Raw genomic sequence first — 15,539 nt, 5'->3', positions numbered from 1 at the left:
CATTATAATGGTAATAAGCTTATATTCTTAGAAAATTCCTTTTCCTCTTCACTTAAATTTCTTGATACATATTGATAACAATTTAATATTAAATCTGAATATGCATTAAAAGCTTCTTGGTTTGCAAAGCCTTTTCCTTCAAACATCCTATCCATCATCTGCATAATATTATTTATATATAAATATGGATTTACAAAGGTTATTAAGTCTCTAAATCCGTTTCCTTCTGACTCTTTAATCTCATCTTGTAAAATCTGATCGCAATTTCCCTTGCAACAAGGAATAACCCTTACTATTTCATCATTCTCATCAGTTATTATTTGTACCATAGACATTTTTATATCTTCCATTAAATCTTTGCCACACACGGTACATCTTATTATTTCATCATTGGAAAATACATTTGACTTTTCCATAATATTTACATCTCCTTTGTTTATAATCAATTCATATCAGCTAACAATTTATTTATTTTATAAATTGTATTTTCTTCATTGATGTTATCTTCATAACAAGTTACATAAATACTTCTTCCTGATTCTAAATGTAAAACCCAATTATCTAACAAGTTTAAATAAATATATTTAATATACAAGTCGCTAAATTCTCTTCCAACAAATCCATTTCCGCTATTATAAACTTCATTGCTAACAGCATAGTTAGAATGATATATTATATCTTCTGGATTACTTTGTATTAACTTCAAATTGCCTTCAAAGTCTATTATTAAGGAATTATTATATCTATCATCGCCCTCGTTTAAAACTTTCCTTACGTCTTTTTCAGTAAAAATATTAGGCTTTGTTTTTCTATGTACTACTATTTCAATATTAAAGTTCTCAACACCATAGCAATTTAACTGAAATTCTGAAGTATTGACCTTTTCATCATTTATAAAAAGAATATTATTATCAGCAAGCCATTTTTCAGCTTCTTCATGTGTGTTAAATATCATATCATTTTCAAAATCAATAGTTAAAAAGTGCTCTTGTGGCTCCCAATTATTATTTTTCTTCAGTCTATAAACTGACTCTAAAGGTATTTTATAAGCATTAATTGTAAAAACCATATCCTCACCCCTAGTCATTAAATATAAAAACAAAACCAAATAATTACATTTTAATTATATCATTCTATTAACCTTTTGTACACATTTACATACCATATAAAAACATCTAATTTCTTAAAATTGTAAAGTAGCTCTTTATTTTCAAATTTAAAAATCTAGTAATAAAATTAATAATACAAGCTCACTTAAATGCTATTATGTTTCAATCAAAATTAAAGATTAAATGAATTATCTTTTTAAAAAAGCAAACTAGCTTCTTATTTGCTAGTTTGCTCTTTACTTATTTATATTTATTAAAAGAATAAATTTCATCAATATTCTTTCTTATTTTTCTTCTTGCAACTTTTTCATCATAGTATCCTAATGAAATTACTAAATGGATTTCTTTATTTGTAGGAATATCAATAAGCTTTTTAATATTTTTTTCTTTAAACCATCCCATCATACAGGTTCCAAGTCCTAGCTCGGTGGCTGCCAAACATAAATGTTCTGATGCTATTCCTATATCCATAGAAGTATAATCCTTCTTCTTTATAAGCTCTCCCATTTTAGATGTTAAATTTCTCTTTTCTCCAACCACAACTATAAATGCTGGTGAGGTAATAGCAAATTTATTAATTCCTATCATGGGATCATATAAATTCTCTGCAATTTTTCTAACTAAATTTTTATCATTAACAACAACAAATTTCCAAGGTTGTGCATTGCAAGCTGATGGTGCTACCCTTGCTGCTTCTATTATTTTTATTATCTTTTCTTTTTCAACTTCTTTATCTAAATACCCTCTTACACTTTCTCTTTTATTAACTAAATCAAAAAAATTCATTGTTCCACTCCCATTAATTATAAATTTCATATTTATCTTTAAACAATATTACAAAATTATAAGATATATTTAAATTCTTTTTAACTCTAAAAATTCCTCTACAATCATAGGATCAAATTGAGTACCAGAATTCTTTTTAAGCTCCTTTTTAGCTTCTTCAGCACTAAGGCTTCCTTTATAGACCCTTTTATTTGTCATAGCATCATAAGAATCTACTACATTTATAATTCTAGCAAGTAGTGGAATATCATTACCTTTTAGTCCTAATGGATATCCAGTACCATCATATCTTTCATGGTGAGCTAATATGCATGGTGCTATTTTTTTAAACTCTGGATTAAACATAGCAATTCTATATCCTTTTTCAGCATGAGTTTTTATTATTTCATACTCTTCTTTTGTTAACTCACCTGGCTTAGATAGTATTTCCTCAGGAATTCCTACTTTGCCTATATCATGAAGTTTAGCTAGCATTTTTAATTTTTTTAATTCCTTTTCTGATAAGTTCATCTTCTTACCTAGTTCAACAGCATACTTTTTAACTCTATTTATATGATCTTTAATATCATCATGTCTTAAAAAAAGCTCTTTATTTAATGAGTCTATTATATTCTTTTTTATACGTTTTTCATTCACCAATTTTTCTCTATAAACTTTATCTTCAGCTTCTACTAAAACTTCATCTATTGGTTTTTTAGCCTCTTTTTTACTAGATACTCCAAGTGCTATACTTAAAGGAATTATAGTTTTATGATTGAGCTTGCAATTTTTCCTTATTCTATTACATATAGCCTCTGCTTCTTCCTCTGTTGTCTTAGGCAAAAGAATACAAAACTCATCTCCACCCCATCTAAATATAAGATCATCTTTTCTACAAGAATTTTTTATTACCCCTGAAATTTCTTTTAAAATTTTATCTCCCTCTAAATGTCCAATAGCATCATTTATAACCTTAAGTCCATTTAAATCTCCCATTACAAAGCTTAAAGGGAAAAACTCTTCATTATTTAATTCTTCTAGCTTTTCATCAAAATAAGCTCTATTATAAAGTCCTGTAAGTTTATCTCTGTAACTCATTTTTTTTAATTTATTTTCTAAAACAACATTCTCAGTTACATCTCTCACTACACCTACAATACCTGTTACACTGCCATTGTTATCTATAACAGGCACTTTAATAGATTCTATATACTTTACTTTTCTATTAAGCTTTACTCGTATTTTTTCCTTGACTTTCTTTTTTGTATTTATAACTTCTTTATCTTGAGCTATAAAATCATCTAGTATTTTTTCTCCCTTAAAAAGGCTATTTCTATTAGAAGATTTTTTAGAAATACGCTTTATGTCTTTCCCAATTATTTCTTCTCTATTTTTTTTATAATATTCATTAACTAAAGTATCATTACATTTTAAATATTTTCCATTCTTATCTTTATGATAAATCCCATCTGGAATAGATTCCACAATAGTATTTAAAAGTTCCTTTTGATTTATGAGCTCTTCTTCATACTTTTTTCTTTCACTTTGATCTTGAAGAATTCCTAAAAAACACTTTATCTCTCCATTTTCTTTTATAGGTGCTAAATAACATTCTAGAAAAGCTCCATTTGGATATCCTAATCCATTTTCATATCCTGAAAAAAGTTTTGGCTTTCCTTCTTCTATTACTAACTTATAATTTCCAATATATTCATCTGCCACTTCTTTAGTATAAATTTCACTTAAACTCTTTCCAATTATCTCTTCTTTACTCAACTTTAAAGCATTTGAGTAATATTTATTTACAAAAATAAATCTACTATCTATTCCTATTAACCATACTGAATAAGGTATGTTATCTAATAATACCTCTAATAAATTTGAATTCATAAACTTCATCCTTCTTTACTTATATACTATTAGAATTTAATTTTATCATAAAAAACAAGTGTATGATTAAATTAAAATTATTATCTATATTAAATACATAAATTTATAAAAACAATATTTATATATATGTACAAATTTAATTATATAAAATATAAAATATAAAAAATAACTATATCTAATTAAATTCTAACACTTAGATATAGTTATTTTTTATACTCAAACTATTTAATTAATTTTTTTAGCTTCTTTCTTAATTCCTTTAATTTTTCTACAGATGGATATGAAAATTCTTCCTCTAATGCATCATCAATTACAGCTATAGCCTTTCTATACTCTCTCCTTTTTTCATAAGCTAAGGCTAAATAATAAGAATATATCCTCTTATTACCATAACTCTCTATAAGATTTTTATAATAATCTACTACTTTTCCATAATATTCTTTATCAAATTTATTAGTTTTCTTTAATCCATTTTCTTTAATAGAGTAAATCTCTATTTTGTAAGCTTCCTCTATTTCATTTATCCAAATAATAAGTTCAGCTTCCTTATCCTTATTTAAATTTTCCAAAAATACCTTACTATAATAGTACTCATTTTCATTAAAAGCCTTAACAAACTTTCCATCTTTTACTTTCAAAATATGAAGTTTGTTTAGTTTAGTGTCTACTTGAAAACCTATGAATACCAATACTTCTTTTCCTAAATTCAAAACAAATAAATCCTTTATAGTAAAACCCTCACCCCTAAAATTATGTTTTAGCATATAAGATTCATAATTTTTATTTAATAAGGCTAAATATGGAGTTTTATCTAATAAATAAGGTATTAAGATACTTTCTTTTTCTTCATCTACTATTCTAAGAAGATTACTATGCTCTAAATTCTCTAAGGTTAAAAATTCAGTTTCAATTGGGAACTTATTTGCTATATTAAGTGGAATATTATTCTTTTTTTCATTTCTACTAAAGGAACTTGCCTTTCTACTTTCAATAAGATTAGAATTTTTTATTAAATTATCTTCTTTATTTAATAAAAGATCCTCTTCTTCATAAGTTTTATAAAAATCTATAAATGAAGAATTCATGGTTTTTATACACCTTAATCCACTTAACTCTATAGGAGATTTTTCTTTTAATTCCTCATCTCTATCCTCTTTTGATATAACATTTCCTAATTTAGAATCTAAAATTATTTTATCATTTGAATTAATCATGTAAATTCTTCCTTAATATTATTAATTACACTATATTCTATTTTAAAACAGATAAAAAGTTTATATAATATTTAAATCATATTTCTATTTCTTTGTTCTTATTATTTTATACCAAAGTTTATTGCTTTTAGGAAACTCTTTCTTTTGTAAATATTTCAAAGTTCTCTTTAAGTCCTTTTCATGAAGATTTAAAAACACTTCCCTATTAAACCCATTTTCACTTACATTGAATAACCCCTTATCTATTTTTTCTATTTCAACTTCTCTATCTTTTTTAAATGTTTTAAAATTAACTTTATCATTTATTTCTATTCTTTTTACTGTATATAAAGCAACATCTACAAAATCTGCTATACTTACCAATTTATATATCTCCTTTTATATTTTCTTTACATCCTTTAATTTTGAAACTAATTTTGTGAATTCATTTTTTATAATTATATTTGAAATAAAAAATATAATTATCTCTTCTTTATAGAAAATATATGCAACCCTACAGTCCAATCCAGCTTCTAAGGGAATCTTATATTCATATATGGTTTTACCCTTATACTTATATCCTCTTACCTTCTTAATCTTATGAGGATTATTATTTATTAAATCTAATGTACACTTATATATTCTATTTCTTATATAATCTTCATGTTTTCTATTGTGTTCAAAAAACTTTTCTAAATAACTGTTCTCTTCAATGACTATTTTCTTATCAATCAAGCATATCATCTCTTTTCAAAATACTTATAGCAATATTTAAGCATTAAATCTTTTTATTATATTTTTTTCAAATTCTTCTTCTCCAATTTTTTCAATAATCTCTGCTAACCTTTCTTTTTCATCTGCAAGCTCATTATAATAATCTATAGTGCATTCTAGAAGTTTTAATAATTCTTCTTCCTTAAATCTTCTCTTCATCGGCTCTGCCTTCCTAGCTTTTCTCCCAGCTCTTCCACCTATAAAAACTAAAAACTCTACTTCCTTACTTTCTGAATTCACAATTGGTACAATACCAAAATCATTGCTTTGAGCTTTACCATAACTATTTATACATCCGAAAACTCCTATTTTAAATTTTGATGGAACCTTTCTTCCTAAAAACTTCTCCTCAAATAATTCTCCAATTTTTCTTGTATCAATAAGTCCATGCTTACAAACAGTTCCCTTACATGTAACTATAGCCCTAACAGTTTTTCCTGCTCCTCCAATTCTAAGACCTTTTTTTCTTGATATTTCTACTACTTTATCTATATTTTCTTCCTTTATATAAGGTATTTCCACAGTTAATCTACTAGTTAAACTTAATTCTCCATTTCCATATTCTTTAGCAATCTCAGATAAAGCAATCATCTCTTCTGCCTTAAAATATCCAACTTTACTTAAAAACCTTATAGCATAGAATTCTTCTTGCTTTTGGTTTAATATACCCTTAGCTTTTAATATTTGCTTTTCTTCTACTGTTAATTTCTCCATTTATATTCTCCTCTTAAATCATGTAAAATCATGAACAACTATTCTATATATTTATTATAATATTTAAACATTAATAACTAATATACTTTTTATTTAGAATATTAATAAGCAATAACTTATATAAATATCTAAATATTAGTAGAATCAAACCAATTACTGGATTCAATTAACATTTTATTCAAAAAATTAATGAATAATATTTAAATTAGTAATATAATAAAAAATAGATTTATTCATTTTAGTTAGGAGATTTTTTATGAACTTAATAAGCAATTTTTTTGATTTAATATTACATTTAGATAAATATCTAGGTGTTTTTATCAATAATTATGGAACCTTGACTTACTTGGTTTTATTCTCAATAATCCTTGCGGAAACAGGATTAGTAGTAACTCCTTTTCTTCCTGGAGATTCAGTAATATTTGCATCAGCTACTTTCTGTGCTTTAGGCATGATTAATATTTACATATTAGTACCATTATTATTAATTGCAGCCATACTTGGAGATACTTTAAACTATAGTATTGGTAAATTTTTAGGTAGCAAATTACTTGCTAATTCTAAACTTATAAAAAAAGAGTATATTGATAAAACTAATACTTATTATGATAAATATGGTGGAAAAACCTTAATAATAGCTAGATTTATTCCTATAATTCGTACCTTTGCTCCCTTTGTTGCAGGTATAGGAACAATGAAATATAAAAACTTTTTAACTTACAATGCAGTTGGTGGATTTATTTGGGTTATACTTGTATCAAGTTTAGGATATTTCTTTGGTAATATAAAAATTATTGCTGAAAATTTCTCAATAGTTATTATAGGTATAATAGTTGTTTCTATTTTACCTGCTATAGTAGGAATACTTAAAGCTAAATTTTCACCTAAAGCTGCTATTTAATAAAAATTTAAAATCATATATTTAAGATAAAAAAACAAACAGTAATAAAATATTACTGTTTGTTTTTTAGATATTATTTAATCTGATCTATTAAATTTTTCAAAGCTTTTTTGCTTGTATTATTTATTCTATCGTTGCTTATAGTTTATTTTATCCCTTAAAACTAACTAACATATTTATTTAAAAAACCATCTATTGTTTCCCAATAAAGTTTTGGATTAACCTTACTTGCCTTAGCATGTCCAGCTCCTTTTATTATTAATTTTTCCTTTTCAGCAGAAGAGGCATTATAAAGTTCTTCTACCATAAAGGAAGGAACAAAGGTGTCTTCATCTCCTTGAATAAAGAGTGTTGGTGTTTTTGATTTTGCAGTTTGATCAATAGGTGACGATTCATTTATCCAATAGCCAGCTCTAATTTTTGTTATTAAATTTGCTATATGCATCATAGGGAAAGCTGGAAGACCAAAAAGTTTATTTAACTGATAAGCAAATTCATCCCATGCACTAGTATATCCACAGTCTGCTACAACGGCCTTAACATTCTCTGGAAGTTCTTCTCCTGATGTATTAAGAACTGTAGCTGCCCCCATTGATATACCATATAAAACTATCTCTGCCCCTTTATCTTCTTTTATTATATAATTAATTAAATCTATTATATCTAAACGCTCGTCCCATCCCATTCCTATATAATCACCTTCACTAGTGCCATGACCTCTTAAATCAGGGATTATAACATTATATCCCATGTCAGAAAAGTTTTTTGCATAGTATGATGTTAATTTTCCTTGAGATTTATAGCCATGTACTGTAATAACCCACTTATTAGAGTTTGGTTTTTTTATAAGATAATTGTGTAATTTTAGCCCATCTCTTGAAGTCATATATAAATCTTCGTAACCACTTTCCTTTAAAAGCCATTCTTCACTTGAAATACTTACTGGTCCACTTGTACTATTTATTGTAACCACATCTTTACTACTTTCAGTTGATTCAAAGACTATATCTTTTGGTGTATCTGGATTTATAGCTAAATTATATAAATAGTTTCCTCCAAATCCTAAAGATAAAATAATACATATTATTATTCCTACTAATATTCCACAAATCCATTTTTTAAGCTTACTCGATCTTTTCTTAGTTTTATTTTCTTGTTTTATATGTGTTGTATTCATATACTCTCCTTCATAAAAGAATTTTGTAAGTCATTATTATATCACGAATTATTTTGATTATCAAATATTTATTATAGCAAATAATTTTATTTATAAAACATTAAAAATCAAAGGTACTTGATGTAATAAAAAACAGTCAAGCATCAAAGCTTAACTGTTTTTTATATCTTGTTTATATTAAATAAATTCTTTAATTAAATACAATACTAAATCATCATCATTTCTGCACTGAGCATTCTGCTCTAAAAGCATATTATTATACCAAACTCCACTACCATCAGGAATGTACCCTCTTTTTACATACATTCTCTGAGCAGAACCATATCCTGAATGAAGCCCAACCCCTAAACAAATGCTTTTAGAATATTCTTTAACAGTATCTTCAATTTTATCAAGTAAAGCTGTACCTATACCTTTATTCTGATATTTCTCAAGAACATTAAAATCACGAAGAGTAGGAATTTTCTTATTGGCAAAAGGTCCATTTTCATCATTTGGAATTAGTGTTGCATAGCCAAGGACTTGCTTATCATTACATGCTACAAAAACTCTTCTAATTCCATTTTCTTGCTCTTCATAATACTTTTCAAATAATGAAATAGGTTTTTCCCACCCTTGTAATTTAAACTCTTTATTAAAGTTAATAATATCTGATTTTATCATATTTCTAATTTGAATATTCAAAACTATTCTCCCTGTCATATAAATCAAAAGAATTTATTTATAAAAATTTCCAACTAACTAAATAATAACATTATTTTAATCATGAACCCCTAAAAAAACTATACTTTTTCATTAATTTTACAAATGAAAATTTAATATATTAATTTATTTCTTTACTAATTTTACTTTCTAAAAAAATTACTAACTATTTATAAAACTAAGTGATAAAATATTAAGGCAGTATAATTTTACACGAAAGATGGTGTTGTTTTGAAAACAAATTTTTTTATTCCAAAATATATGAAGACATTTAAATGCATAGGTCCTAATTGCACTGATACTTGTTGTGCTGGTTGGGACATTAACATAGATGAAAATACTTTTAAAAAGTATGAAAATGATAAAGGAAATCTAAAAGAATTAATAACTGGAAAATACATAAAAAACTCTCAATCAGATGATTCTTTTAATTATGGATTTATGAAAATAACAGAAGATAATAAATGCCCCTTTTTAAATGAAAACTTACTTTGTGAAATTCACGGTAAATGTGGCGAAGAAAACTTATCTATAACCTGTAGAAGATATCCTAGAGTTTTTAATATTATAGATGATATATATGAGAAAAGCGGACTTCCTTCCTGTGAAGAAATCTGTTCTAAAGCTTTTTTAAATAAAGAAAAAATGGAATTTATAGAAATAGAAGAAGATCTTCCTGAAGATTTCCTAGAAATACGCAGAGTAATAGATACTGAAGCTTTTATAGGTTCAGATAATTTAATTCAATATTTTTGGGATATAAGAATTATATCAATAAATATTATGCAAAACAGAAATTTCTCTATTGAGAAGAGACTAAGTCTATTAAGAGCCTTTTATAAAAGTCTAGAAGATCTAAAAACTGAAGAAAACTTTTATGAAATTGAAGATTTACTTGAAAAAATAACTGAATATCCATCAAATATAACTGAATTTATTGATTCTAAGAAAATTATTCCACTTAGTATTACCAATAACTTTTTTAAGATTATATTAGATGAAAAACTTTTAAGAAAAGTCATTGGTACTAGGCTAAAGAAATTGTTATTAGATTTAAATAAGGATCAAAATTTATTTAACAATATACATAAATATGACTTAAACTCCTTTGATACTTACTTTAAGAAGTACTCATACATATTTGAAAATTACTTAGTAAATCAAATTTTTAAGGATATAATTCCCTTTAATACAGGTGGTGATTTAAATGAAAGTATTCATAAGCTTATAAATACTTATAAACTAATAAAAAGCTATTTAATACTTTGGAACATCTCATCACAAAATGAAATTTCAGAAAAAAATATAATATATGTAATTCAAGCTTTAAGTAAGGATTTAGAACATAATAAAGTATTTAAAGATATTCTAAATTATAATATTTAAAATATAATTACTTCATATAATAATAAATAAAGTGTATTAAAAAGAAAAGTACAATTAAATACAATTTATTTTTTAATACACTTTAATTATTTTATAAAATTTTTTCTTAAATAAGGTACCGTATTATCTAAAATTAGAAAAGTTATCCAAATGATATAAATTCATTCAGCAACTATAGTTTATTTCCTTTACTCTACTTATATTTTCATTAGCTATAAGCCCACTTATAATCTCATTTATTGTTACAAACTGTGGAGCTTCTATTTTATATTGATAAACCTCTTCACTAATTAACTCAATATTACTTATTTTTATTTGATATTCCTCAAAAAAATCATTTATTTCATTTAATGCTTTAAGATCTTTACACCTTATTTCTATACTTAAGTTTCTAGTGTTTATTATAAATCTATCTTCAAATTTCTTTAGAGAAATTAAAACTATTAATATACTAACACCACTTAAAATGCTTATAACATAGAATCCCATTCCTATAGCAATACCAACCCCTGCTACTGCCCACATAGAGGCAGCTGTTGTTAAACCCTTTACAGTACCTTTAGTTTGAATTATAGCTCCTGCTCCTAAAAATCCTACCCCTGATATAACTTGGCATATAACTCTTCCTACATCAACATGTAATATACTTGACATAGCTTGATTCTTGGCTATTTCTTCAAGTACAAAATAACCAACTTGTACCTGAATTAAGGCTGCAATAGTGGCTCCTAAACATACTAACATATGAGTTCTAAATCCCGCTGGCCTATTTTTATACTCTCTATTATATCCAACAAGACCTCCTATAATTATAGATAATATTATCCTTATTATTACTTGACTTATGTTCATTTCCTCCCCAACTTCCTTTGTTAAAAATATAATTATAAATAAAATAATGTTTATTATGTAAAAACTTGTAATATATATTTTAAGTTTATACCTAGTAGATAAATAAATCAAATTTTACCATATTATACTTTAAATATAAAAAATTAAGGATACTTATTTTAAATTAAGTATCCTTAACATATAATTTACAAATAATTCAATTGATTTTACTGCCATGAAATATTTACTACTTAAGTTTTAAATCTATATATACTTTGTGTGTTAAATTTAAAATATTAAAGTACTACAGAACCATCTACAGATAATATTTCTCCACTTATATAACTTGCCATATCAGAGGCTAGGAATAAGAAAGCATTTGCTATGTCTTCTGGCTCTCCAACTCTTCCTAAAGGTACATTTTGAGCTATTTGATCTACTAATTTCTTATCTAAAGCAGCAACCATATCTGTAGCAATAATTCCAGGGGCTACAGCATTTACTCTTATTCCATCCTTTCCAAGTTCCCTTGCTAAAGACTTTGTTAATCCATTTACTGCAAACTTAGATGTAGGATATCCTACTCCTGTTTTTTGTCCATATAAACTTACAACAGAACTAGTATTTAAAATTACTCCATATTTTTTATTTTTCATTATTTCTGAAACAGCTTTGGTGCAATTAAAGATAGCCTTCACATTAATATCAATTATCTTTGAAAAATCCTCATCACTTTGGGTATATATTGACTTATTATCACTAACTCCTGCATTATTTATAAGTATATCTATAGTTCCCCATTTTTCTAAAACCTTATCTACCATTTCTTTTACTTCATTACTATCTAATAAGTTAGGATAAAATCCAATTGCATCATAATTAGGATTAATATGATTTAATTCTTCTAATGCTTTATCCACAGTTTCCTTTCTTGAACCACATAAAGCAACCTTAGCACCATGGTCTAGAAATTTTTTCACAGTAGCAAATCCTATTCCTCTAGTACCACCTGTTACTATAACCACCTTATTTTTTATGCTTTTTGATAAAATATCCATTCTCATCACCTCTTATACATACTATAAATTTAATAATTCTCTTATTTATATAATAATACAATGTATATAACTATTATTCTAAATAAGTAGATAAATTTATATACATTTTTTATAGTAACTCTCCATAATGTTTTCTAAATACACTCTTCATTATTGTTGCAAGAACCATATAGCATACTACTATTCCTAACAACCAAGGGAAATAAGTATATGGCAATCTACTCATGCCTAATGAATTTCCTAAAAAAGTGTAAGGAATAATTGTTCCAATAATTATTGATAAGGTTGTAATTGCTAATACTGGTAATGATGCAATACTTTCTATAAATGGAAGTTTAGGAGTACGAATCATGTGTATAACAAGGGTTTGAGACCATAAACTCTCAACAAACCATCCTGTATTAAATACTGAAATAAATAATAAATTATCTACGCCAGGTGCACCATAATGTCCTCCTGCAACGCTTGGACAAATTATGAAAAACATAATAATATAAGTTACTATATCAAAAACTGAACTTGTAGGACCTATCCATATCATAAACTTACCTATTGAGGAAGCATCCCATTTTCTAGGCTTTCTTAAATAATCCTCGTCCATATTATCCCATGGAATTGAAATACAAGAAATATCATAGATTAAATTTAATGCTAGTATTTGAATAGGTAACATTGGCAAGAATGGTAAGAATACACTTGCTATAACTACAGATAACATATTTCCAAAGTTAGAACTTGCAGTCATTTTAATGTATTTAATTATATTTCCAAAGGTTCTTCTTCCTTCAATAACCCCTTGTTCTAATACCATAAGATCCTTTTGTAAAAGTATTATATCTGCAGATTCTTTAGCAATATCAACCGCTGTATCCACTGAAATTCCTACATCTGCTTCACACATTGCTGCTGCATCATTAATTCCATCTCCCATAAAACCAACAGTATGTCCATTTTCACGAAGTATTCTAACTATTCTAGCCTTTTGACTTGGACTAAGCTTTGCAAAAACATTAATTTTTTCAACTTTTTTCTTTAATTCCTCATCATCCATTTCACTTATTTGTGATCCTAAAAGAATATTTTCTACTTCTATTCCAACTTGTTTGCAAATGCATTTTGTAACCCCATCATTATCTCCTGTTAAAACTTTTACTGATACTCCATTTTCATTAAGAGCTTTAATTGCAGATAATGTAGATTCCTTTGGTGGATCTAAAAAAGCAAGATATCCCATTAAAACCATATTAGATTCATCAACTGCTGAAAAAACACTCTCTACAGAAGGATTAGTTTTTTGTGAAACTGCAATGACACGCATACCTTGACTATTTAATCTCTCAACTATTTCTAATATCTCTTTTTTTATTTCCTCTGTTAAACTTTCAACTTTTCCTCTATATTCTACCTTTGAAGAAATTTTTAGCATTTCTTCAACTGCCCCTTTAGTAATTAGTTGAGTTTTACCTTTCTTATCTTTTATTACAACGCTCATTCTTCTTCTATTAAAATCAAAAGGTATTTCATCAACCTTAGTATATTTTTCTTTTAAATAACTAAGATTTAATTTGTTAGCTTCATCTATTATTGCTAAGTCCATAAGATTTTTTAATCCTGTTTGGAAAAAGCTATTTAAAAAAGCATGTCTAAGAACTCTTTCATTTTCATTTCCTTGAACATCAAGATGATATTGTAAGACAATTTTATCCTCAGTTAATGTTCCTGTTTTATCAGTACAAAGCACATCCATAACTCCAAAATTTTGCATTGAATTTAAACTCTTTACAACAGTTTTTTTCTTTGCCATTTTAACAGCACCCTTTGCAAGGTTTGTTGTAACTATCATAGGTAACATTTCTGGAGTCAAACCTACTGCAACTGATAATGCAAATAAAAATGATTCACCCCAATCTCCCTTAGTTAATCCATTTGCAAAAAATACAACTGGTACCATGCACATCATGAATTTAATTAATAACCAAGAAACTGAATTTACTCCTTTTTCAAAACTAGTGACAACTTTGTCATTAGTAATTGTATTTGCCATAGAACCAAAGTAAGTATAATCTCCAGTTGAAATTACAATACAAATAGCAGAGCCACTTATTACATTACTTCCCATAAAGCCTAAATTTGTACTTTCTAAAGGACTATTTATATTAGAATTTATTTCTTTACTAAACTTTTCAACTGGTTCACTTTCACCTGTTAATGAAGCTTGACTAACAAATAAATCCTTAGAAGATATTATTCTTACATCTGCTGGAATCATATCTCCTGCAGATAAATAAACTATATCTCCTGGTACAATTTGTGAAAGCTCAATTTCTTTTTTACCTCTTCTTTCAACTGTAGCTGTTGTTTTTATCATATCCTTTAATTTTTCAGCTGAATTATTAGATTTGCTTTCTTGAACAAACTTTAATATTCCACTAATAGTAACCATTGTGATTATTATTACTACTGTGCTATAGGACCTATCCTTTGGAGCTTGTAAAATAATATCTGTAAATGCTGATATTATTGCAAGAATAAAAAGTACAACTGTAAATGGATTAACAAAGGATTCAATAAGTCTTTTTAAAACTGAATCACCCTTTTCATGTGAAATTACATTTTTGCCATATTTACGAATTCTTCTTTCAACTTCTTCTTTGCTATATCCATTTAAAGTATTTTTCATTTCCTTTAATAAATTTTCTTTGATCATCTTGCTTGATTTTATTAATCTTTCATTGATTAAAACTTCACTTATAACTTTTTGTTCTGTTCTCTTTTTCATCCTTCTTACCTCCTAATTTTCTAAATAATTTTTAGGAAGTAAAGACATTGTACAGGACAAAAGTATACTTTTACCTTATTTAATTATATTAAGCTAAGTAAAAAATGGCAGTAAGAATATGAAATAAAATATTCTTAAAGCATTTTTTATAAAAAGTACTTCGCCTGTGACTTTTATGCCTCTACTACTCCCCGTATCCATTACTACCACCTCAACTTTCTTAAAATAATTTCAAATAATTTTTGATTTAAATATAAAAA

Annotated in this window: 15 protein-coding genes; 2 read left to right on the top strand and 13 right to left on the bottom strand. The window is 26.2% G+C overall.

The genetic code is table 11. From position 1 onward, the window contains the following. Nucleotides 1-2: 2 nt before the first annotated feature. From CPF_RS05725 to CPF_RS05690, 8 genes are all read right to left on the bottom strand, one after another. A complete protein-coding gene (locus CPF_RS05725; RefSeq protein ID WP_011590601.1) occupies nucleotides 3-416 on the bottom strand; it encodes a hypothetical protein in 414 nt (137 codons plus the stop codon). Between the two features lie 26 nt (nucleotides 417-442). Next, nucleotides 443-1,069: a hypothetical protein gene (locus CPF_RS05720; protein WP_003451994.1), complete on the bottom strand. Its 627-nt coding sequence runs from the start codon at nucleotides 1,067-1,069 to the stop codon at nucleotides 443-445. 280 nt (nucleotides 1,070-1,349) lie between these two features. Then, nucleotides 1,350-1,895: a nitroreductase family protein gene (locus CPF_RS05715; RefSeq protein ID WP_003456285.1), complete on the bottom strand. Its 546-nt coding sequence runs from the start codon at nucleotides 1,893-1,895 to the stop codon at nucleotides 1,350-1,352. 69 nt (nucleotides 1,896-1,964) lie between these two features. Then, entirely contained in the window at nucleotides 1,965-3,764 is a 1,800-nt protein-coding gene (locus tag CPF_RS05710; protein ID WP_011590600.1) for an HD domain-containing phosphohydrolase, read from the bottom strand. A gap of 221 nt (nucleotides 3,765-3,985) precedes the next feature. Beyond that, on the bottom strand, nucleotides 3,986-4,978 hold the full coding sequence (locus CPF_RS05705; protein WP_003480974.1) for a hypothetical protein: 993 nt from the start codon (nucleotides 4,976-4,978) through the stop codon (nucleotides 3,986-3,988). Nucleotides 4,979-5,062: 84 nt separating this feature from the next. After that, nucleotides 5,063-5,341, bottom strand: coding sequence for a hypothetical protein (locus tag CPF_RS05700; RefSeq protein ID WP_003456354.1), 279 nt, complete (start codon nucleotides 5,339-5,341; stop codon nucleotides 5,063-5,065). Between the two features lie 15 nt (nucleotides 5,342-5,356). Next, nucleotides 5,357-5,692 carry a hypothetical protein gene (locus CPF_RS05695; RefSeq protein WP_003456142.1) on the bottom strand — a complete coding sequence of 112 codons (336 nt, stop codon included), beginning with the start codon at nucleotides 5,690-5,692 and terminating at the stop codon, nucleotides 5,357-5,359. Nucleotides 5,693-5,728: 36 nt separating this feature from the next. Then, on the bottom strand, nucleotides 5,729-6,445 hold the full coding sequence (locus CPF_RS05690) for a nitrite reductase (RefSeq protein ID WP_003456327.1): 717 nt from the start codon (nucleotides 6,443-6,445) through the stop codon (nucleotides 5,729-5,731). Between the two features lie 256 nt (nucleotides 6,446-6,701). On the opposite strand from CPF_RS05690, the gene CPF_RS05685 reads away from it, so the two are divergent. Then, a complete protein-coding gene (locus CPF_RS05685) occupies nucleotides 6,702-7,346 on the top strand; it encodes a DedA family protein (protein ID WP_003480970.1) in 645 nt (214 codons plus the stop codon). Between the two features lie 163 nt (nucleotides 7,347-7,509). Here CPF_RS05685 and CPF_RS05680 read toward each other — a convergent pair whose 3' ends face one another. Next, a complete protein-coding gene (locus CPF_RS05680; protein ID WP_011590598.1) occupies nucleotides 7,510-8,523 on the bottom strand; it encodes an alpha/beta hydrolase in 1,014 nt (337 codons plus the stop codon). A gap of 177 nt (nucleotides 8,524-8,700) precedes the next feature. Further along, entirely contained in the window at nucleotides 8,701-9,207 is a 507-nt protein-coding gene (locus tag CPF_RS05675; protein WP_003474578.1) for a GNAT family N-acetyltransferase, read from the bottom strand. Between the two features lie 249 nt (nucleotides 9,208-9,456). On the opposite strand from CPF_RS05675, the gene fliB reads away from it, so the two are divergent. Beyond that, complete coding sequence (fliB, locus tag CPF_RS05670) at nucleotides 9,457-10,611, top strand: flagellin lysine-N-methylase (protein WP_011590597.1); 1,155 nt, start codon at nucleotides 9,457-9,459, stop codon at nucleotides 10,609-10,611. A gap of 165 nt (nucleotides 10,612-10,776) precedes the next feature. Here the strand turns inward: fliB and CPF_RS05665 are convergent, their stop codons facing one another. From CPF_RS05665 to mgtA, 3 genes are all read right to left on the bottom strand, one after another. Then, complete coding sequence (locus CPF_RS05665; RefSeq protein ID WP_011590596.1) at nucleotides 10,777-11,463, bottom strand: MgtC/SapB family protein; 687 nt, start codon at nucleotides 11,461-11,463, stop codon at nucleotides 10,777-10,779. 275 nt (nucleotides 11,464-11,738) lie between these two features. Then, a complete protein-coding gene (locus CPF_RS05660; RefSeq protein WP_011590595.1) occupies nucleotides 11,739-12,500 on the bottom strand; it encodes an SDR family NAD(P)-dependent oxidoreductase in 762 nt (253 codons plus the stop codon). Nucleotides 12,501-12,609: 109 nt separating this feature from the next. After that, a complete protein-coding gene (gene mgtA, locus CPF_RS05655) occupies nucleotides 12,610-15,279 on the bottom strand; it encodes a magnesium-translocating P-type ATPase (RefSeq protein ID WP_011590594.1) in 2,670 nt (889 codons plus the stop codon). Between the last annotated feature and the right edge of the window lie 260 nt (nucleotides 15,280-15,539).

The organism is Clostridium perfringens ATCC 13124 (genome assembly GCF_000013285.1).
Lineage (GTDB): Bacteria > Bacillota > Clostridia > Clostridiales > Clostridiaceae > Sarcina > Sarcina perfringens.
Note: the sequence above shows the minus strand (reverse complement) of the source record. Positions and strands in the feature narration are given on the sequence as shown.